This is a genomic window from Shouchella shacheensis (genome assembly GCF_001484965.1).
Classification (GTDB): Bacteria; Bacillota; Bacilli; order Bacillales; family Bacillaceae_D; genus Shouchella; species Shouchella shacheensis.
This window is the reverse complement of the sequence record NZ_LLYY01000008.1, coordinates 80,925-100,346: the sequence shown is the minus strand read 5'-3', so window position 1 is coordinate 100,346 and position 19,422 is coordinate 80,925. Positions and strand designations below refer to the sequence as shown.

The window sequence follows — 19,422 nt, the reverse complement described above, 5'->3', positions numbered from 1 at the left end:
GGGGGAGACACAATGAGGAAAACACCATTTTACATCGCGGGCCTAGCACTAGCTCTTGTGGCTTGTAACGGCGGAGAAGAGACAACTGGCAATGGAAACGAAGGCGAGGGGGACGTTGACACTGGTGGCCTCGATGCTGATTTCCTAACGATTGCAACAGGAGGAACATCCGGCGTCTACTATCAAATTGGAGCGCAAGTGGGAACCATGCTTGAAAATGAGCTGAATTCAGATGTGTCGGTTCAGGCCACTGGCGCTTCCGTTGAGAACATTAACTTAATCGATACAGGACGAGCTGAACTGGCTATTGTAATGGCGGATGCGGTTACACAGGCGACAGAGGCAACGGGACCCTTTGAGGAAACGGGCGCTGTCGAAAATTTAACCGCGATTGCTTCCTTGTATCCCAATTTTGTTCAAGTGGTCACCACAGAGGATGCCAACATTGACTCCATCGAAGGCTTAGCAGGAAGAAATGTAGGGGTTGGTGCAGCTAATTCAGGGGTGGAACTAAATGCACAGATGATCTTAGAGGCCCACGGCATGTCTTATGACGATATCAACGAGGATTATTTGTCCTATAGTGAAGCGATTGATCAAATTCAAAATGGAATGATTGAAGCAGCCTTTGTGACGAGCGGTCTTCCAAACGCTACCGTGATCGACCTATCTACACAAAACGATGCCAAGATCGTTCCCATTGAAGGCGAAGGACTAGCCAAGCTCCAGGAACTGTATCCTTTCTTTTCCGAAGCGACGATTCCAGCAGGAACTTATGATAACGAAGAAGACATTACTACTGCTTCCATTGAAAACTTATTAATTATCTCGAACGAACTCTCAGAGGATGCTGTCTATGATGTCACAAGTGCGCTGTTTGACCAACTGGAGACGCTACAAAATTCCCACAATGCCGCAGCGGATATTACAATTGAAACGGTGGACCAAGGGCTGCCTATTCCCTTCCACCCTGGAGCAGAACGCTACTTTGAAGAACAAGGAGCCCTAGAATAATCAACTTACGTCAAAATGTGAATGGAGGGAGGAGGGGAAGGGGCATCCTTCTCTTCCATTAAACGGATGAAACAGTTCGCGCTCATTGTATGCCTTCTTGTAACTCTTTTGCCTTTTGGACCAACAGAAACACAATGGACACTCATTCTCAGGGAAGAGCGGCAAGGGGAACGCCTCTATCAATCCACGGTTGAAGCAGGAGACGTTCTTGAACTCTCTTGGATTCATTCTATTGAAAAAACGCCCTGGATCGAACGCTATCGCGTTAAGGAAGACGGGACGTTTGTACTTAACGAGCTCGTCTTACAATCATTTGGGGCTGGAACGCCAGCAAACAAAGGAAAACTTATTATGAATGATGGGCTTATAACGATGACGAACATTGAGGAAGCACACGAAGCCATTCGCTGGATTCACTCCCACACCGCTGAGTATCGCTTAAAAAAAAACGGGGCAGTGATTCTTGAGTCAAGTGAGCTTCCACATCATGAGAGCATTGAAATGGTGCTGAAAAAGAGGTGACCTGTATGGAAAAGTTAGTGAGATCAGACATTGCCGAAAAAGACATCGATCAAGAAATCCTGAAAAAATACGACGCTGAATCAAGAACGCGTGCCTTTAAAAACAAATGGCTGCTGTATCTGATATCGGCTATTGCTATTATGTTTTCCCTTTATCACCTCTACACGTCTTACTTTGGCACACCTGCTACGCTTATTCATCGATCCTTTCATGTGTCGATTGTCTTAATTCTTGTCTTTCTTCTCTATCCGCCATTTAAAAAAGCCGCAAAGAATCAAACCATCCCCTGGTATGACGTTCTGTTTGCTGCAAGTGCTTTATCTACAACCGTTTATATCATGTACGCGTATGATGACCTTGTGCAACGAGGGGGGTTGCCTAATACGGTTGATCTCATCTTCGGAACCATTCTTATTGTTCTCGTCCTAGAGGCCGCAAGAAGGCTGACTGGATGGGGATTGCCGGCACTAGCCATTTTATTCCTATTGTACGGACTGTTCGGAAGAGAGCTCCCGGGAATATTTAGACACAGAGGCTATGAATGGCAAGACCTTGTGAATTTTATGTATGTGACCACCGAAGGCGTGTATGGAACGGCCATTGGTGTGTCGGCGACGTATATTTTCTTATTTATTCTGTTTGGGGCCTTCTTACAGAAATCGGGGATGGGCCAGTTTTTTAACGACATCGCCCTCGCCATTGCTGGACAAACGAGAGGCGGACCAGCAAAAGTATCGGTGATTGCCTCTGGCTTTCTTGGCAGCATCAACGGTTCGGCTATTGCCAACGTTGTGACCACGGGAGCCTTTACCATTCCGCTCATGAAAAAAATCGGCTATAAAAAGAATTTTGCCGGTGCCATTGAAGCCTCTGCCTCTGTTGGTGGACAACTTCTGCCACCTATTATGGGGGCCTCTGCTTTCATCATGGCAGAAATTATAGGTATTCCTTATGGTCAAATCGCACTCGCTGCGTTATTGCCCGCTGTTCTCTTCTACTTAGGAGTCATCGTTCAAGTGCATATACGTGCTTCCAAAGAAGGGCTCAAAGGCATATCAAAGGACAACCTGCCTTTAGTCAGAGAAGTACTTAAGGACCGAGGACACCTCATTATTCCTCTTATCTTTCTCTTGTATATGCTCTTTTTTAGTGGACGGACGATCATCTTTTCCGCGTTTCTGACGATTCTCGTAACCATTGCCGTGGCAATGGTGCGTAAAACTACAAGAATGAGCGGATGGGATCTTCTCGAAGCTCTGGAAAACGGTGCAAAGACAGCTCTTGGCGTTGCTGTTGCTTGTGCGACGGTCGGTCTCGTTGTCGGTGTGGCTACGCTAACAGGCTTCGGTCTCAATCTAGCAAATGCGATTGTGACACTTGGAGGGGAAAGCCTCTTTTTAACCTTACTGTTCACGATGGTGACATGCATTGTCCTTGGAATGGGACTTCCGAGTATTCCCACCTATATCATTACGGCGACAATGGCCGCTCCAGCTCTCGTGCAACTCGGAATTGAACCACTTGTCGCTCATCTATTTGTGTTTTACTTCGGCATTTTCGCCAACATTACCCCTCCGGTTGCTCTTGCTTCATTTGCGGCGGCGGGCGTATCTGGGGGACAGCCAATGCAAACAGGCTTCATTTCGATGAAACTGGCACTTGCAGGCTTCATCGTTCCCTTTTTATTCGTTTATAACGACGCGCTTCTTTTAATAAATACGAGCTTAGGGGAAGGAATCGTTGTCGCCCTCACATCTGTGCTTGGAGTAAGTTTACTCGCAGTAGCTGCCGAAGGCTTCTTGATGACACATATGAACGTCATCTACCGCATAATCCTCTCAGTCGGAGCAGTGCTGTTCATGACACCAAACATGACCCAGGACAGTATTGGACTCGCGCTCATTCTGTTTGTTCTCGTTCTGCAAGTAATCCGCGCAAAGCGAGAAGGAGTAGCCTCAATCCGCGCGATTTAAATATCCGTATTCAAAAGGCGTAGGCGGGTTCCCAAAAGTGAGAAACTTGGAAGGCTTGCACGAGAACCTAATCTTGGATTTCCGGGCAGGACTGAAAAATCTCGAGCTTTTCCCCGCCGGAGCTAGACACAAAACAGACGCTGGCACCCACCAGCGTCTGCTCTTCGTCACAATGACTTAACCATCCCACCATCCACACGAATCGAACTCCCCGTCACATAGCTAGAGGCGTCTGATACAAGAAACGTCACGACGTTTGCGAATTCTTCAGGCTGGCCGTAGCGCCCAAGAGGAATAGCTTTTTTGTTCCCCTCCACGACTTGCCCCACATCCTGTCCACTTTTCTCTGCCTTTGCCGCATCGAGGGATTGGACCCTGTCCGTTTCGATCCGGCCTGGTGCTACCGTATTGATGCGAATGCCGTACGGAGCAAATTCTTCTGCGAGCGTTTTCCCAAGGCCTTGAATCCCCGTTCGAAACGTATTCGATAGAATGAGGTTTGGAATCGGTTGCTTAATGGAGGAGGAAGTGATGTTAATGATTCGTCCTCCTGTTTCCTTCAAGTCAGGCAGAGCCTCTCGTATGCAGCGAATATAGTTCAGTAACGTTAGCTCAAACGCTTGCGCCCAGTCCTCATCTGAGAAATCTTCGAACGTTCCGCTTGGAGGGCCACCGGAGTTATTAATGAGAATATCAATGGTACCTAGCTTCTCTCTTGTTTGTTGAACGAGTGCCGTGATATCCGCCTTACTTGTCAGGTCCGCAGGGCAAAACTCCACCCGTCCCCCTTTCAGTTGAAGAAGCTCTTCTTTCACAACCGCCAGCTTGTTTGCCGTGCGACTTGTCAACATCACATCGACGCCCTCTGTCACAAGCTGAGTCGCAATCGCTTTTCCTAGCCCTTGGCTCGACGCAACAACGAGAGCGACTTTTCCCTTCAAATTCAGATCCATTCGCATTCACCCTCTCTTCGATTTAGACAGCTTGGGCTTCCTCAAGCGCTTGATGTCCAAGCAAAAGAGCTCCCGTAACCCCGGCATTATCCCCTAGTCCCGGTGGTACGATATAATTACGGTCTTCAAGAAACGGGACATAGCTGCCGATGCGCTTTTTCACATGAGTTTCGATTAGCGGGAAAAGCTGGGGCTGTTTCATCACGCCTCCGCCTAGAACGATTTTTTTTGGCATAAGAATCAAAATGTATTGCACAAGCGCTTCTGCCAGGTAATGCGCTTCCATCTCCCACACTTCCGGCTTTTCTGCCAAGGCATGCCCAGACTCGCCCCATCTCGCTTCAATTGCTGGACCTGCAGCAAGTCCTTCCAGACAATCGTTATGGTAAGAGCAGATGCCTTTGAACGTGTCGGCCTTGTGACGAGGAATGGAAATATGCCCCATCTCGGGGTGAGACAACCCGTGTAGCATCTCGCCATGAACCATCGCCCCGGCCCCGATCCCCGTGCCCACTGTAATATAGAGACAGCTATCCAGACCCTTGGCTGCCCCCTTCTCCGATTCAGCAAGCGCGGCTGCGTTCACATCCGTCGTTAGCTTTACGGGGACATCAAGCTTCTGCTTCAGCGTATCTAAAAGCGGATAGTCGATCCACGCTGTTTTGGGCGTATTGGTAATGAACCCGTATGTCTCACTGCCTTCCATTAAATCAAGCGGCCCAAAGCCGCCCACACCCAAAGCGGAAATCTCATGCCTCGCAAAAAAATCAACGATATGTGGAATCGTTTCATTTGGCGTTAATGTCGGAAACATTTCCCTTTCCAGGACAGTTCCTTCTCGATCCCCAACAGCGCAGACCATTTTTGTGCCGCCTGCCTCAAGACCACCTAGTTTCATCGTTCCTCTCCACCTTTCTAGCAACTTTCTCTTTATTATAGTATACACGGAATCTATAGGACTAGTTGAATCAGAAAGATACTTGAGCATTATTTTGACTCAAGGCTCCCGACATTTCCCCTTTTTTACGGTTCATCTGCCGATTTGAACATTTTACCTGCTGATTTTTAAAAAACAATCCTCCTGCATCCGCTTTCGAATACATGCCTCTTTCCTCTTTTACCTGCTTCAATCCGGAATCTACATGCCCTCTATGAGGTATACTTGCCTGTCTATCAAGTTCGCGGTAAACTCACCCAAAAACTAGTACCCTCTTTTCGCAGCGAAACAGCTAATCCCCCAAATCAACTCCCGCGCCAAAAGACACTCATCCCCTTGGAATGAGTGTCTCAACCCCTGCTTATTTCCGCTTCCGCTCTTTTGGCATCAGCATATCAAAATGGTGGTAAAGATTCACAAACTCCGCTGGCAAGATGCCTCCACGCTCTCCGTCAAGGTTGATCTGCATCTCTGCCCCGCCTATTACCTGCACTTTAATCCGGTTCGCCTTTACATACATAACTTTCGCGTGATTGATGTGCTCGCCGCGCAAGGCGAGAGAGGCTAAATGCAAGAATTCTGGAAACGAGGTTTTTTGGACAATAATGAAATCAAACATGCCGTCCTGCATGGAGGCGTCGGGACAGAGTTTCTCGAACCCGGCAACAGAATTGGTGTTGGCGACAAGAAACATCATAATTTCGCCCTCAAAGAGCTTCCCGTCATACTCAATTCGCACGGGGGTCGGCTTGATTTGCGGGAGTTTTTCAATTCCTTTCAGATAATAAGCTAGATGCCCGACCATCGTCTTCAGCTTAATGGGTACTTCATACGTGAGCTCGGTCAGCGACCCGGCAGCGGCAATGCTTGTGAAATATTTATCATTATTTCGCCCGATATCAATGGGCTCAGAATGCCCATCACAGAGCACATCGCATGCTTTTTCAATCTCCCTTGAAATCCCCAGCGAGCGGGCAAAGTCATTCGTGGTTCCAGCCGGAATGATGCCGAGTGTTGGACGCTTCTCTAAATCCGCCAACCCGTTCACCACTTCAAAAATCGTCCCGTCCCCCCCTGCCGCAACGACAAGGTCATAGCCATGTTCCGCCGCGGAACGTGCTGCTCGTTTCGCGCATCCTTCCTCCTGTGTAGCGTGGGTCGACGTTTCATACCCCGCTTGTTCTAAGCGTTCAAGCACGTAAGCGAGGTTTTTTCGAATTTGTTCCCGCCCGGATGTTGGATTGTAAATCAGTCGTGCCGTTTTCATAAGAATCTCCTACTTTTTATAAGCTTTTCGATTGTCACTTCCTTCATTATACCTTAAGTGAGAGAGAAGTTATAAGAAACATACTCGTATAACTATGTAATAATACCTATTTTTGCAATCATTTTTCATTGTCACTGTTATAAAAAAGCAAGAGCACGGCCTATTGACCGCCTCTTGCAAGGAGCATGGTTCTAACGTTTTTCAATCTCTTCGAGCAAGAGCTTGTTGACCATCGGCGGGTTCGCTTTCCCTTTGGTGGCTTTCATAATTTGACCAACGAGGAAGCCGATCGCTCGGTCTTTTCCGTTTTTATAGTCTTCAATCGACTGTGCATTGTTGTCAAGCACGTCAATGACCATCGGACGAAGCTCGCTTTCGTCTGAAATCTGCACAAGCCCTTTTTCTTTCACGATCTCCTCAGCGTCGCCGCCTTTTTCAATTAGATCCTTAAAGACCTTCTTGGCAATCTTGGAGGAGATCGTGCCTTTTGAAATGAGCTTCACCATCCCCGCAAGCCCTTGAGGGGTGAGGGCGACGTCCGCAAGCTCCTTTTGCTCAGCGTTAAGGTAGGCGAGCACTTCTCCCATCAACCAGTTAGAGGAGAGCTTGGCATCGGCCCCTTCGCCAATCGTTTCCTCAAAGAAGTCCGACATTTCTTTGGTTAGGGTAAGAACATGGGCGTCATACGCGGGCAACCCGAGGTCTTGAACATATCGCTCTTTGCGCAAATCAGGAAGCTCGGGGATTTCGGACTGCACGCGTGCTTTCCAGGAATCGTCAATGTAGAGTTCCACAAGATCCGGTTCCGGGAAGTAGCGGTAATCATCGGATCCTTCCTTGACACGCATGAGAATCGTTTTATTCGCCGCTTCATCATAGCGACGCGTCTCTTGCTCAATCACTCCGCCTGAGAGAAGCATTTGCTCCTGGCGTTTTTCTTCAAACTCCAACCCTTTGCGTACAAAGTTAAAGGAGTTCAAGTTTTTTAGCTCTGTTTTTGTGCCGAACTCAACTTGGCCGACCGGACGGAGCGAGATGTTCGCATCACAGCGAAGGGAGCCTTCTTCCATTTTGCAATCAGAAACGCCAGTGTATTGAATAATCGCTTTTAGCTTTTCCAAATACGCGTACGCTTCTTCCGGTGTTCGAATGTCCGGTTCAGAGACAATCTCCACAAGAGGTGTTCCCTGCCGATTGTAGTCAACAAGGGAATGACCGTCGCCCGCATGGGTGAGTTTTCCCGCATCTTCTTCAAGGTGAAGACGGGTAATGCCGATGCGCTTTTTCTTGCCGTTGACTTCAATTTCAATCCAGCCATTTTCGCCGATAGGCTTATCGAATTGTGAAATTTGGTAGGCTTTTGGATTGTCCGGGTAAAAGTAGTTTTTCCGGTCGAATTTTGTATTGGTCGCTACCTGGCAATTCAGGGCCATGGAGGCTTTCATCGCATAGTCCACCGCTTTTTTATTCAGGACGGGCAATACGCCAGGGTACCCCAGGTCAATTACGCTCGTATTCGCGTTCGGCTCTGCACCGAAGTGGTTCGGACTCGCAGAGAAAATTTTTGAGGCTGTCTTTAACTCAACGTGCACTTCAAGTCCAATCACAGTTTCAAAATTCATGGTCGTCGTCTCCCTCCTTACAGTGCAGGCTTTTCTTTTGTATGTTGAGTGGCTTTTTCATAGACATTGGCAACGCGGTAGACTGTCGCTTCGTCGAAGTTCTCACCGATGATTTGCAAGCCTAACGGCAAGCCGTTTTTGAATCCACAAGGGACAGAAATGGCCGGCACACCCGCGAGGTTGATAGGAATCGTTAGAATATCATTGGCGTACATGGTCATTGGGTCATCGATGTTATCGCCGATTTTAAACGCCGGGGTTGGCGTTGTCGGTCCGATAATGACATCATAGGTCGCAAAGGCGTCATCAAAATCTTTTTTGATGAGTGTGCGAACTTGTTGCGCTTTTTTATAATACGCGTCGTAGTAGCCAGAGCTAAGCGAGAACGTCCCAAGCATAATTCTACGCTTCACTTCGTCTCCGAAGCCTTGCGAGCGCGTCTGTTTGTACATGTCAATCAGGTTGTCCGCCTGATCGGCCCGGTAGCCGTAGCGTACGCCGTCAAACCGAGACAGATTGGAAGACGCTTCTGAGGAACTAATCAAGTAATATGCAGCAAGGGCATATTTGGAATGCGGAAGGGAAATTTCCTCCCACTCGGCTCCCTCTGCTTCAAGAACTTTAAGAGCATCAAGCACAGACTGCTTAACGTCTGGGTCAACCCCTTCTCCAATGTATTCGCTCGGGACCCCAATTTTCAACCCTTTGACGTCCCCTTTCAGCCCTGCTTCAAAATCAGGGAGGGGAAGATTCGCCGATGTGGAATCCATTGGATCGAACCCGGAAATGGCTTGAAGCAAATAAGCGTTATCTTCCACGGTGCGAGTAAGTGGGCCAATTTGGTCGAGGGAGGAAGCAAAAGCGACGAGTCCAAAACGAGACACACGTCCATAGGTAGGCTTCATCCCCACCACTCCACAATAGGCCGCCGGCTCACGAATCGAGCCACCCGTATCTGACCCAAGGGAGAACGGGACTTCTCCTGCAGCTACGGCGGCAGCGGAGCCTCCGCTTGATCCTCCGGGAACATGGTCTGTATTCCACGGGTTCGTGGTTGTCGCAAAGGCTGAATTCTCATTGGAGGACCCCATCGCAAATTCGTCCATATTAATCTTTCCGATCGTAATCGCTTCAGCTTCGCGTAGTTTTTCGACGACCGTCGCATCGTAAATCGGATTGAAATTTTCTAAAATCCGACTCGCACAGGTGGTGCGTAGACCTTTGGTAACGATATTATCCTTCACACCAATCGGCACTCCAAACAGCAACCCTCCGTCTGCCGGATTCCGCTCGTCCAACTTCTTCGCTTGCGCACGAGCGTTTTCTTCATCAAGGGTTAGAAATGCTTTCACTTTCGCATCGACTTCCTTGATGCGTGCATACGAGGTGTCAACGAGATCCGTTACCGTTATTTCTTTTTTCTCGAGCTTATGATGCAGCTCTTTGAGCGTATGGTCAAATAATGACATGGTCTCCTCCTGTTCCTTAAAAAGCGTGCCTACACGGTTGCCACACGCTTACGCTTTTTCGCTATGTAACTAATGAAATCTTAATCAAAAACGGATGGTACACGAACTTGACGTTCCTCTGAATCCGGGGCGTTCTTTAAGACTTCTTCCACAGGAAGACCTTGCTCTGGCTGGTCTTCTCTAAGAACGTTCGACATTTGCAGCACATGCGTCGTGGGCTTCACACCTTCTGTATCAAGCTCGTTCAATTCCTCGGCGAATGAAATGATCTGATCAAGCTGGCTAGTAAACCTCTCCGCCTCTTCTTCCGTAATCGCCAGACGCGCAAGATGAGCCACATGCTTGACTTGTTCTGCGGTTATTCTAGACAATTCGTTCACCTCCAGGTACATGTTGACAATATGACTTATGATACCAAATTCAGACGGGACAGGCAACAAAGCGCATAGGACAGTTGAAAAACGGAATTTACTACCTTTAATACTTGTAGAATATCCTTTGTGTAAAAGTCACTTCTCCAAAGACTTTTTTCAGGCAAAGTAAGAATTCCTTAAGTGTACGTCTTTAGGAAAGTTCGCTGAATGGCGCTGCATCGGCCTCGCAAAAGAATTCCTCCAGCATGAATCATGAATGGAATAGCTTTTTGACATCCAGCGATAGTCACCTAATACAGTTTGCTCGATATGCTTTCAGTAATCTCCATTTTAACTTTTTCGGCCTTCCTATAATTTTTTATCGTCAGCCCCGTACAAATTAAATCGATCAAGAATAACTGTGTAATTTTAGATACCAACGATCCGCTGTCTAACGGGCTCTCTTTTGCGGACGAAAGTAAGACGTGATCCGCGAACTTGGTTAACGGCGATTTCATATAATTGCTTAAAGCGATGATCGTCGCGTCTTTCTCTTTCGCTATTTCCACAGTATCAATAATATCCTTTGTACTTCCAGTCAGACTAATGGCAATCACTACTGTGTTTTCATTCATAGATGAGGCGCGCATGACTTGGAAGTGAGGATCTGTCACGACACTGATTTGTTTGCCAATTCGCATTAACCGGTTCTGCATGTCAAGCCCCGCAATGCCCGAGGAACCAATTCCAAATACAACGACATCATCCGATGCATCGATAGCATCAACAGCCGCGTTCAACTCTCCAGTATCAACAACTTCATAGGAGTCTTCAACGGCTTCAACGATATTGTTTCTTATCTTTTCAATAAATGTCCCATCATTATTCGGAGCAGACTCTAATGATACTTCTTGGGCAAGTAAAAACTTGAAATCTTGAAACCCTTTGAATCCGAGCTTCCGAAAAAAACGTAACACCGTTGCTTCTGCGACCCCACTAGCCTCCGATAATTCTGTTAATGAATGGTAGATGACTTGTTGCTTACTGGATTGGATGTAGTGATAGATTTTAATCTCAGATTTTGTAAAAATCTGTTTGTTTTGCTCCATTAGGATGGAAGGTTTCATTCCGTTTCGCTGCTGTTTATCCACTTTAGTCCCTGCTCCTTTCTTGACTATTGATTGACAGGCTTAAGTTCCTCTGTTGAGAGAAAATAAAAATCTGTCTACAGTTTACCACGCGAGGATAACGCCTCACCAATGCACGTTCCAACCTCGACACGAAGAAAGTCATCCGCACTAAGAAGTATCCCTATTTTAAACCCTACTTTCTCAAAAAAAAGAGAAAAACACCGGTAAAGGGTTTTCCTCTAAAAATAAATGCTGGCGAGTGCTCCTTTTTATTGGCTACAGATACTTTTCAGCAATTTGCCTAGCCTTTGCGATGCCGTCATCCGTAAGGGATTTCATCGGCTTCCTGCAAGATCCAGCGTTGACTCCTTTGCTTTTTAATACCTCTTTGATCGTTTGATAGAGACCATTGTCCGAGACTTCCGCGATGAAGTCATTGGTGACTCTTTGTATTTCTCTAGCTTCCTCAATTTGGCCACTCTGGGCTAATTCAAAGATTTGTCTCGCTCTTGTCCCGTTGACATTGAACGTACTTCCAATTGCCCCATCTACATTTAAAACACTTGCAGACAAAAGCATCTCATCAAATCCTGAGTAAATTAGTTTATTAGGAAATGCATGTCGGATTCGTTCAAGCAAAAAGAAATCTGGGGCTGTAAACTTCACGCCAATCACTTTTTCATGTTCAAATAACTCACCAAACTGCTCAAGGTCCATGTTCACCCCTGTTAAGGCAGGAATGGAATAAATGATCAGATTGTTATCTACTTGTTCTAAAATCGTTGAATAGTAGTCCTTAATCTCTTCAAAGTCAAATTTATAATAGAAAGGTGTGACCGCAGAAATGGCATGGTATCCGAGGGTTGTTGCAAACTGCGCAAGCTCAATCGCTTCATCTATATTTAATGCGCCAATCTGTGCAATCAGTTTCACTTCTTGGCCCGCCTCATCTTTAACAATTTCAAAGACTTGCTTCTTTTGTTCTTTAGAAATGAGAAAGTTTTCGCCTGTACTCCCATTCACATACAACCCGTCAACCTTGGATGCATCAATGTTGTGTCTAACGATTTCTCTTAATCCCTGTTCATGTACGTTTCCCTCTTCATCAAAGGAACACATCAGAGCTGAATATAACCCTTTCATTCTTATCACCTTTCTACTACTAAGATTTTGCCTTCAACACTTGTAATTGGAAACAGCGCCCCGTCTCGCCTAAGGAACCGGGCGCTGTTTGAACCAGATTCAATTGCTCATCGAAAATGTATTTCCCCCTCTGCCAGTGGCCCTTACACGAATCGTATCGGCTAGCTTAGTTTCTTCGGAAAACCGCTTTCCGTATAGATTGTAGATAGTCAAATCCGAATCAAACTCAGCTTCGAGCTGATGTGTTCTAGGTGGCAATTCGGGGACTTCTGCTTCAAAGACAAAATGGTCCTGTCCTGTTCGATCGACCAAATCGAAATGTACCTCTTCTCCTGCAATTGTACCGACTAGGCGTTTATCCCCGATAAGCATCACATAATCATCAAAGGTAGCTTCGATTTGTATCTTCTCCCCGGACCGGTGTACAGGGGGAGGCGAAGAGATTACATTCATTGACTCCAACTCTGGCTGCGGTCTTTCTTCTACCCGATCCCATTTCACAAAATCCGTATTGAATTTCATAAAATCCATTTCCGTGTTGGCTGTCCCTTCGTATAAGAGACCGATTTCTCCATCCGGCAGATTGGTTAAACTCGAGTAACCGTAATGGCCTTGTTTGACAAGCTGCTCGTATTTCCAGTCAAAGCTGTATTTCGTGTAACCATTCTTATGCTCCCCGTCTTCTTCAATCAGTCCGATTTTTACCGTGCCATCGATACGGCTGGTAGGATGATTGGCACTGGAAAAGACCACAGCTTCCTGACCATCCACCTGGCCATCGTAGCGGATCGCAGACATCTGACTGTACGGAGCCACCAGATCTGTTTCCGTTACAATTTCGGTGTCCCAGGTTTCACCCCCGTCAAAGCTTGTCGCAATCTGCGCGTATCCCGAGTAATTACGCATGAACATCTTAAGCTGACCGTCCGGCATCTCCACAACTTGCGCTTCTGTGATTTCATGAGCTTGGTTGGTGAAATCTTCTTCATTGATGATCTCTCCATCGCCCACATCTCTGCCTTCATTAGGAGACTCTCCACGATGCCATGTTTCCCCATTATCGTCGCTGTAAATAACAGCGCTCGCCTGTCTGAGATTGTCATTTATAAAATAAACAGGAAACACGAGTCTGCCTTTATTCGATCCTTCATTCAGCTGAATACCATTACCGGGACCCACCCCTAAAAACATCATATATTCTTCTTTTGTTTGATCATTCAAGTCAATCGGTCCCGTCCACGTCTCTCCTTCATCATCACTGTAATACAGTTCCAAATAGGAAGTTTTAAATGGCTTCAAAGGTGATGTTTGACTAAAAATGTTATCAATCTCTTCCCCGTTCTGAAATAAGTTCCTTTCCGTGTCAACGGAATAATCGGTTGAATTCCCTCCTTCATCATACACCTTACCTTCTTCTCTGATCGTGTACCTGTTATCATCTTCATCGGTAAGGAACATATAATCTTTGCCATCTATCGTTTCAAAGCCGGTTCCTTTATACGTATTGGTACCAAATCCACCCATTAGGCCTGCTCCGGCTGGCCATCCGTCTACAAGTGCGAAGACTCTTTCGCTTGATTGATCCTGCACAAAAGATAAGTCAATATTAGAAGCATCATCCGGGTAAGCATTAATCAGAATCCCATCGTCTTCCCACGTATCACCCTGATCTAAACTTCTCCGTACTGCCGCATGAATATCATTTGGTGAATCGCCTCCACCCCCTACGCGACGGTCAATACCGGCAAGAAGTGTGCCATTTTCTGTATAGTACAATGCGGGGATTCGGAAATTAGGCGAATCCATAAACCCTGGATAAAAGATACTCTCAGGCTCTGATACAAATGCGTCATCAGGCATAGGATTCGTAACCGGATCGGATTTCGCAGTTTCGCCAGTAATATCCTCTAGTACTCCGTCAGAAAGAGGTTCACTGTGCACTTCAGCGAAATCAATGTCTCCATTGAAAGGATAAGAGTTCCCTTGTGATCTGTCTGTTTGTCCTAAGTAGGCACTGTTCGGTTCATAAACATTGCTCAAAAACTTTCGTGGAGATTGTGTATCTTCTTTGATTAATTCACCATCCAGAAAATACTTATACCCCTCACCCTTATCCATCACCATCGCTACGGTGTACACTTCACCTTCCTGCAATGTCAGCGAGTCCGACTGAACATGGATGTTTTCTTTCGGCTCCCCAGGTGCTTCATATCGATTTTCACTTCCTACACCGCTGGGGGAAATATAAAAATGGAAATGGCTGTCCGGAAAGTTTTTATTGCTCAATGAAATAAGGGACATGAAAGACGATCCAGTGTGGCGGAATCTTACGATAATCGTTCCTTCATCCAACTCTTTCAATTGACCAACTTCATCTTCCAGATTTACAAATTGATTATCCACAATCGCTTGATTTTCCACTCTCAAGACAGGCTCCTTGGTCTTGGCGAATGTTGGAGAATCCTCCCCCACTTGCAAAACAATAAGCAACGCCATAGTCATCACAAAAAGAAATTTGAACAGTTTTGTGGTCAATATAAACGCCTCCTCACTTTTTACTCAAAATGATCGCTCGCTTCCGTTAGCAGCAATCCATTGGAAAACAGCGCCTTGTAAGTTGGCCTCGTTTCCATTTTCGGCCATCTTCAGCTGTAAGGATCGTTGAAAGGATGGCATGATGTGTGCAAATACTTGTTTTTTTACTTTGTTCAACAAAAAGTCGCCTTGGGCAGAAACTCCGCCCCCGATGACCAGTAAAGGGGGGTTGAACACGTGGACGAGCGTCTTAATGCCTAGGGCTACATCCGAGACCCACCGATCAATCATGAGTTCCGCTGTTTTCTCTCCGTTTCTGGCCTCTTCAAACAACTTCGGCAGCGAAACACCCCTTTTCCAATATTCCTGCGCCCTCTCTTCAAGAGCCCGACTGGAAGCATACATTTCATAACATCCTTTGTCGCCGCACGGGCACGATTTTCCGTTAGGGTAAAGCGTCATATGCCCGAATTCCCCTGCGGAAAAAGAGGCACCGGTATAGATCTCACCAACGTCCACAATGGAACCACCGATGCCCGTACCAAGGGTCATGCACAGAAAGTTTTCCGTTCCTTGTGCAGCCCCCTTCCAATACTCTCCAAGCGCTGCGCAGTTCACGTCATTATCCACGACCACAGGCAATTGACAAGCTTTTTCCAGCTCTCGTTTGATCGGCAGCCCGGTATACCCGGGAATCGATTCCGTCGCATGGACGACTTTGCCTTCGCGATTATCAATCTGCCCGGCCGTGCTGATGGCGATGCCGGTCAGCGCATACATGTCTTTTAGAGCTGTCGTGACTGTTTTGATCTGTTTAACCACGGCCGGTCCGCCTGCCCTGGTCTCTGTTGCCATATGAGATTTGAATACTATGCTTCCTTGCTCATCAACAACGCCATATTTAATACTTGTTCCACCTACATCAAAAGCTCCATAAAGCAATCTGCGTCCCCCATTTCCATGCACACACTAGTTAAAAAAGTTTGGCAAGAACGTCACAAGCTCAGGGAATAGAATTAAAATCACTGCTGTTACAACGAGTGGAAGCAAAAACGGAATGACCCCTCTGAACATCGTCCCTATCGGAATATCCCCCACACGCGAAACAACGAATAACGCCATTCCCATCGGGGGTGTCAAAATACCGATCATCAAGATGAGGATCACAAAAACTCCGAAAAAGATTGGGTCAATGCCAAGAGCAGTGATAACAGGAATAAGCACAGGTACAAGCAAGACAAGTAACGCCAGCGCTTCAATAAACGTACCGAGTATAAGTAACAGCAAGCCGATTAACAACAGCAACAAGATCCGATTTTCAGTGACGTTCAAAAAGAAATCAGCCACCCGAATAGCAATTTGCTCGCGAGCAATCACTTGACCGAAAAACTCCACGGCCATGAGCATCAATGCGACGACCCCCGTTAATTTCATCGCCTCCACAATATTTGAAAACAATATTTTTAACGTCAGTTCTTTATAGACAAAAAACCCTAGAATCATCGCATATAACGTACTGACAACCGCAGCTTCCGTCGGAGTAAAGTACCCAGAAAAGATCCCAATAATAATGATAAAAGGCGTCAACAGGGCCCAAAAGGCTTTCCAAAAGGCTTTACCGATCGTTTTCATACTGGCTCGTTCTTGGACTGGGTACCCCCGTTTTTTGGCCATCACATACGCTGTTATATAAAGGGATAAGCAAACAAGTAGTCCGGGGATGATGCCTGCTATAAACATGGAAGAAACAGAGACGCCTGCAATCGCTGCATAAATGATCATATTCAGGCTGGGCGGAATGATCCCACTGAGGATGGCCGATGATGCAGTTAATCCCCCATTGTAGTCATCGTCATACCCTGCCTTGCGCATCGTTCTGATTTCGAGCTGCCCCAAACCCCCTGCATCTGCAAGCGAGGACCCGGACATTCCTGAAAACATCACACTGGCCGTAATATTGACATGGCCCATGCCACCGGTTACATGTCCTACAAGTGATTTAGCAAAATTAAAAATGCGATCCGTGATACCAGAAGAATTCATTAAAGTCCCTGTTAATATAAAGAAGGGAATCGCTAACAACGTGAAATTGTCGATCCCATTGACCAACTGAGTCGCCGATGCATAGACGAGATGCCAATCGCCCATGATGAAATACAACAACGCAACAATGATTAGAGAAAAGCCTACGGGAACACTCAAGAAAAGCAGTATGATCCACAAAATAAAGAGATACAGGACATCCATTTATTCTACCTCCCTTGTCTTCCCTCTACGCCATTCATTGACAATCCGTTCGACTAAACGGAAAATCATGAAAAGCGTCAGGACAGGGAGAGCAATGTACATATACATGTACGAGATTTGGAGAGTAATAATATTGAGCGTTGCCTGCCTTTCAACAATAGGAATGCTGATAATAAAAATAAGCACGAGCGCTGCCAGAATTAACAATTGGTTAAAGATATACACCCATTTTTGTGCCTTTTCAGGAAGTTTTTTCACGAATATATCAATAGAGACATGGCTATTATCTTTGATGCAAGAGATGACACCAAAATAAGCGACATAGATAAAGATCAGTTTGCTGAGTTCTTCAGACCAGACCAAGGGTGCGCTAAACCCTTGGCGTGCTGAAGTTTGGGCAACCAATACAAGAAACATTCCAATAAACAGAACGCCGCCAGCAATTTCTTCAAAGTTGTCATACAGTTTTTTTAACATGGTTGATCCCACCTACGTTTTAATGCCGGGCTTCCTCAATTTGATCCATATATTCCTCCGCGCCTTCGCCGATCTTCTCTAAATACTCCGGATACACTTCTGACACAGCTTCTTCAAATTCTTCCAAGTCCGGGTGAGTGATGGTCATTCCTTCCTCTTCAAAGAAATCAAGCAATTCTTCTTCTTCTGTGACAAATAATTCTGTATGATACTGAGAGGCCTCACTAATTCCATCACTTAAAATTTCCTGCAGATGATTGGGAAGCTCCTGCCATGTTAATTCACTCACAACGTAGCTTGCGTCATTAACCACATGATTCGTCATCGCCAGGTAATCCTGCACCTCATAAAACGATTGCGCATCGACTGCTGATAGTGGATTTTCCTGTCCATCCACTTGGTTTGTTTGTAAGGCCAAATAGACTTCTCCAAAATTCATTGGCGTTGGGTTGGCTCCGACATATTGCGCGTAATCGAGCAGTGTTTGCGCTTCCGGTACACGCAGACTTAAGCCTTCCAAGTCCTTGAGCTCATTAATTTCGGTGTTTGTTGTTGTTTGCCTGGTCCCATTATAACCAGTATCTACAACCCGAAGATTAAAATCGTTGATGAGCTCTTCGCGCAACTCTTCCCCGTAACTGCTTTCATAGACAACCTGCTCTAAATGCTCGTAATCTTCAATCATGTAAGGGACCATTAAAAGTTCTGCACGTGGAACCCACTGCCCAAACCGCCCCATTTCCGCTAAGGTGATATCGAGGGAGCCATCCTGTAGCTGACCGAGCATGCCTAGATCATCCCCGAGCTGACCATCTGGATATAAGGAAATGCTTAACTCTCCATCGCTTTCTTCCTCTACATAATCCACCAACTGTTGTGCTGCCTCGTATTCATTGGACTGAGTTCCTGCTTGCATCCCGAATTGCAACTCATAGGACTCCTCTGGCTCCACATTACTTTCATTGCCCTCATTTTCTGATGTCATTTCATCGCTTCCACAAGCCGTCATAAACAGTCCCATTAACACAGACGAGAGAACCAAGCTTCTTTTCATCGTTGCTGCCCCCTTTTGGTTGATTTCATATCCTTAACTTCATCCAATTCTCTCATTTTCTCATTAAACTTTTTCGTAATGCACTGTGGACGTGTCACGGCGCTGCCGACGACAACGGCTTTTGCTCCAAGTACAAGCGCTTGCTTGGCTTTTTCAGGGGTGTCTATATTCCCTTCCGCTATAACCGGGACACGCGTGGATTGAATAATTTCTTCTAACACCGTTAACGGGTCATGCCCTGCGGTGTACTCGGTATAGCCGACCAAGGTCGTCGCAACCAAATTCACTCCGCACTTTTCTGCATGGTGCGCTTCTTCTGCCGTAGACACATCCGCCATTAACTTTTGATCAGGAAACTGTTCTTTAACGGCTGATACAAACGTTTCAAGTCTGAGACGGCCGGGACGGATTCTCGCTGTGGCATCAAACGCAATCACATCGACCCCTTCCTCATATAAGAGTTTCACCTCCTTCAAAGTTGGCGTGATAACAACATCACTATCTGTATAAGTCTCTTTAATAATTCCAATAATAGGAATGTTCACTTCTTTCTTTATCGCTTGAATGTCGGCCACGCTGTTGGCCCGAATCCCGCTCGCCCCTCCGAGGGAGGCTGCCAAAGCCATTTTCCCCATGATAAACGGACTGTGGAGAGGTTCATCCTCTAACGCCTGACAAGAAATAATTAATTGTTTGTTCATGATTCCTATCTCCCTACTTACGTCT

Annotated in this window: 18 protein-coding genes; 3 read left to right on the top strand and 15 right to left on the bottom strand. The window is 46.3% G+C overall.

Features of this window, described 5'->3' with window-relative positions:
* Window positions 1-12: 12 nt before the first annotated feature.
* The 3 genes from AVZ68_RS10510 to AVZ68_RS10500 are packed head-to-tail and all read left to right on the top strand — an operon-like array spanning window position 13 to window position 3,509.
* Complete coding sequence (locus AVZ68_RS10510) at window positions 13-1,014, top strand: TAXI family TRAP transporter solute-binding subunit (RefSeq protein ID WP_059104505.1); 1,002 nt, start codon at window positions 13-15, stop codon at window positions 1,012-1,014.
* Between the two features lie 21 nt (window positions 1,015-1,035).
* Window positions 1,036-1,536, top strand: coding sequence for a DUF1850 domain-containing protein (locus tag AVZ68_RS10505; RefSeq protein ID WP_059104504.1), 501 nt, complete (start codon window positions 1,036-1,038; stop codon window positions 1,534-1,536).
* A gap of 5 nt (window positions 1,537-1,541) precedes the next feature.
* Window positions 1,542-3,509 (top strand): TRAP transporter permease, encoded by a 1,968-nt coding sequence (locus tag AVZ68_RS10500; RefSeq protein WP_059104503.1) that lies wholly within the window; start codon window positions 1,542-1,544, stop codon window positions 3,507-3,509.
* A gap of 167 nt (window positions 3,510-3,676) precedes the next feature.
* On the opposite strand, the gene AVZ68_RS10495 is transcribed toward AVZ68_RS10500, so the two are convergent.
* From AVZ68_RS10495 to AVZ68_RS10430, 15 genes are all read right to left on the bottom strand, one after another.
* The gene (locus AVZ68_RS10495) at window positions 3,677-4,462 is read right to left on the bottom strand and encodes an SDR family oxidoreductase (RefSeq protein ID WP_059104583.1); all 786 of its coding nucleotides are present in this window, start codon (window positions 4,460-4,462) and stop codon (window positions 3,677-3,679) included.
* A gap of 22 nt (window positions 4,463-4,484) precedes the next feature.
* The gene (locus AVZ68_RS10490) at window positions 4,485-5,360 is read right to left on the bottom strand and encodes an ROK family protein (protein WP_059104502.1); all 876 of its coding nucleotides are present in this window, start codon (window positions 5,358-5,360) and stop codon (window positions 4,485-4,487) included.
* 70 nt (window positions 5,361-5,430) lie between these two features.
* Entirely contained in the window at window positions 5,431-5,565 is a 135-nt protein-coding gene (locus AVZ68_RS20900; RefSeq protein ID WP_281176615.1) for a hypothetical protein, read from the bottom strand.
* 195 nt (window positions 5,566-5,760) lie between these two features.
* Window positions 5,761-6,666 (bottom strand): diacylglycerol kinase, encoded by a 906-nt coding sequence (locus tag AVZ68_RS10485; RefSeq protein WP_059104501.1) that lies wholly within the window; start codon window positions 6,664-6,666, stop codon window positions 5,761-5,763.
* Between the two features lie 191 nt (window positions 6,667-6,857).
* Window positions 6,858-8,288 (bottom strand): Asp-tRNA(Asn)/Glu-tRNA(Gln) amidotransferase subunit GatB, encoded by a 1,431-nt coding sequence (gene gatB / locus AVZ68_RS10480; RefSeq protein WP_059104500.1) that lies wholly within the window; start codon window positions 8,286-8,288, stop codon window positions 6,858-6,860.
* A 17-nt stretch (window positions 8,289-8,305) separates the two neighbouring features.
* On the bottom strand, window positions 8,306-9,757 hold the full coding sequence (gene gatA, locus AVZ68_RS10475; protein WP_059104499.1) for an Asp-tRNA(Asn)/Glu-tRNA(Gln) amidotransferase subunit GatA: 1,452 nt from the start codon (window positions 9,755-9,757) through the stop codon (window positions 8,306-8,308).
* An 80-nt stretch (window positions 9,758-9,837) separates the two neighbouring features.
* The gene (gene gatC / locus AVZ68_RS10470; RefSeq protein WP_059104498.1) at window positions 9,838-10,128 is read right to left on the bottom strand and encodes an Asp-tRNA(Asn)/Glu-tRNA(Gln) amidotransferase subunit GatC; all 291 of its coding nucleotides are present in this window, start codon (window positions 10,126-10,128) and stop codon (window positions 9,838-9,840) included.
* Between the two features lie 293 nt (window positions 10,129-10,421).
* Entirely contained in the window at window positions 10,422-11,261 is an 840-nt protein-coding gene (locus AVZ68_RS10465) for a MurR/RpiR family transcriptional regulator (RefSeq protein ID WP_245628112.1), read from the bottom strand.
* Between the two features lie 255 nt (window positions 11,262-11,516).
* Window positions 11,517-12,383 (bottom strand): N-acetylneuraminate lyase, encoded by an 867-nt coding sequence (locus tag AVZ68_RS10460; protein WP_059104497.1) that lies wholly within the window; start codon window positions 12,381-12,383, stop codon window positions 11,517-11,519.
* Window positions 12,384-12,482: 99 nt separating this feature from the next.
* On the bottom strand, window positions 12,483-14,918 hold the full coding sequence (locus tag AVZ68_RS10455) for a sialidase family protein (RefSeq protein WP_059104496.1): 2,436 nt from the start codon (window positions 14,916-14,918) through the stop codon (window positions 12,483-12,485).
* Between the two features lie 24 nt (window positions 14,919-14,942).
* A complete protein-coding gene (locus AVZ68_RS10450) occupies window positions 14,943-15,860 on the bottom strand; it encodes an ROK family protein (protein ID WP_059104495.1) in 918 nt (305 codons plus the stop codon).
* A 27-nt stretch (window positions 15,861-15,887) separates the two neighbouring features.
* On the bottom strand, window positions 15,888-17,165 hold the full coding sequence (locus AVZ68_RS10445) for a TRAP transporter large permease (RefSeq protein ID WP_059104494.1): 1,278 nt from the start codon (window positions 17,163-17,165) through the stop codon (window positions 15,888-15,890).
* The gene (locus AVZ68_RS20500) at window positions 17,166-17,642 is read right to left on the bottom strand and encodes a TRAP transporter small permease (RefSeq protein ID WP_059104493.1); all 477 of its coding nucleotides are present in this window, start codon (window positions 17,640-17,642) and stop codon (window positions 17,166-17,168) included. It lies immediately after the preceding gene.
* 19 nt (window positions 17,643-17,661) lie between these two features.
* Window positions 17,662-18,696 (bottom strand): DctP family TRAP transporter solute-binding subunit, encoded by a 1,035-nt coding sequence (locus AVZ68_RS10435; protein ID WP_059104492.1) that lies wholly within the window; start codon window positions 18,694-18,696, stop codon window positions 17,662-17,664.
* A complete protein-coding gene (locus tag AVZ68_RS10430; protein WP_059104491.1) occupies window positions 18,693-19,397 on the bottom strand; it encodes an N-acetylmannosamine-6-phosphate 2-epimerase in 705 nt (234 codons plus the stop codon). Before AVZ68_RS10430 ends, AVZ68_RS10435 begins: the two co-directional genes overlap by 4 nt.
* Between the last annotated feature and the right edge of the window lie 25 nt (window positions 19,398-19,422).

Coding starts and splice junctions, on each gene's coding strand:
- AVZ68_RS10510 (WP_059104505.1), top strand. CDS start 13: ATGAGGAAAACACCATTTTACATCGCGGGCCTAGCACTAGCTCTTGTG.
- AVZ68_RS10505 (WP_059104504.1), top strand. CDS start 1,036: ATGGAGGGAGGAGGGGAAGGGGCATCCTTCTCTTCCATTAAACGGATG.
- AVZ68_RS10500 (WP_059104503.1), top strand. CDS start 1,542: ATGGAAAAGTTAGTGAGATCAGACATTGCCGAAAAAGACATCGATCAA.
- AVZ68_RS10495 (WP_059104583.1), bottom strand. CDS start 4,462: ATGGATCTGAATTTGAAGGGAAAAGTCGCTCTCGTTGTTGCGTCGAGC.
- AVZ68_RS10490 (WP_059104502.1), bottom strand. CDS start 5,360: ATGAAACTAGGTGGTCTTGAGGCAGGCGGCACAAAAATGGTCTGCGCT.
- AVZ68_RS20900 (WP_281176615.1), bottom strand. CDS start 5,565: ATGTATTCGAAAGCGGATGCAGGAGGATTGTTTTTTAAAAATCAGCAG.
- AVZ68_RS10485 (WP_059104501.1), bottom strand. CDS start 6,666: ATGAAAACGGCACGACTGATTTACAATCCAACATCCGGGCGGGAACAA.
- gatB (WP_059104500.1), bottom strand. CDS start 8,288: ATGAATTTTGAAACTGTGATTGGACTTGAAGTGCACGTTGAGTTAAAG.
- gatA (WP_059104499.1), bottom strand. CDS start 9,757: ATGTCATTATTTGACCATACGCTCAAAGAGCTGCATCATAAGCTCGAG.
- AVZ68_RS10460 (WP_059104497.1), bottom strand. CDS start 12,383: ATGAAAGGGTTATATTCAGCTCTGATGTGTTCCTTTGATGAAGAGGGA.
- AVZ68_RS10445 (WP_059104494.1), bottom strand. CDS start 17,165: ATGGATGTCCTGTATCTCTTTATTTTGTGGATCATACTGCTTTTCTTG.
- AVZ68_RS20500 (WP_059104493.1), bottom strand. CDS start 17,642: ATGTTAAAAAAACTGTATGACAACTTTGAAGAAATTGCTGGCGGCGTT.
- AVZ68_RS10435 (WP_059104492.1), bottom strand. CDS start 18,696: ATGAAAAGAAGCTTGGTTCTCTCGTCTGTGTTAATGGGACTGTTTATG.
- AVZ68_RS10430 (WP_059104491.1), bottom strand. CDS start 19,397: ATGAACAAACAATTAATTATTTCTTGTCAGGCGTTAGAGGATGAACCT.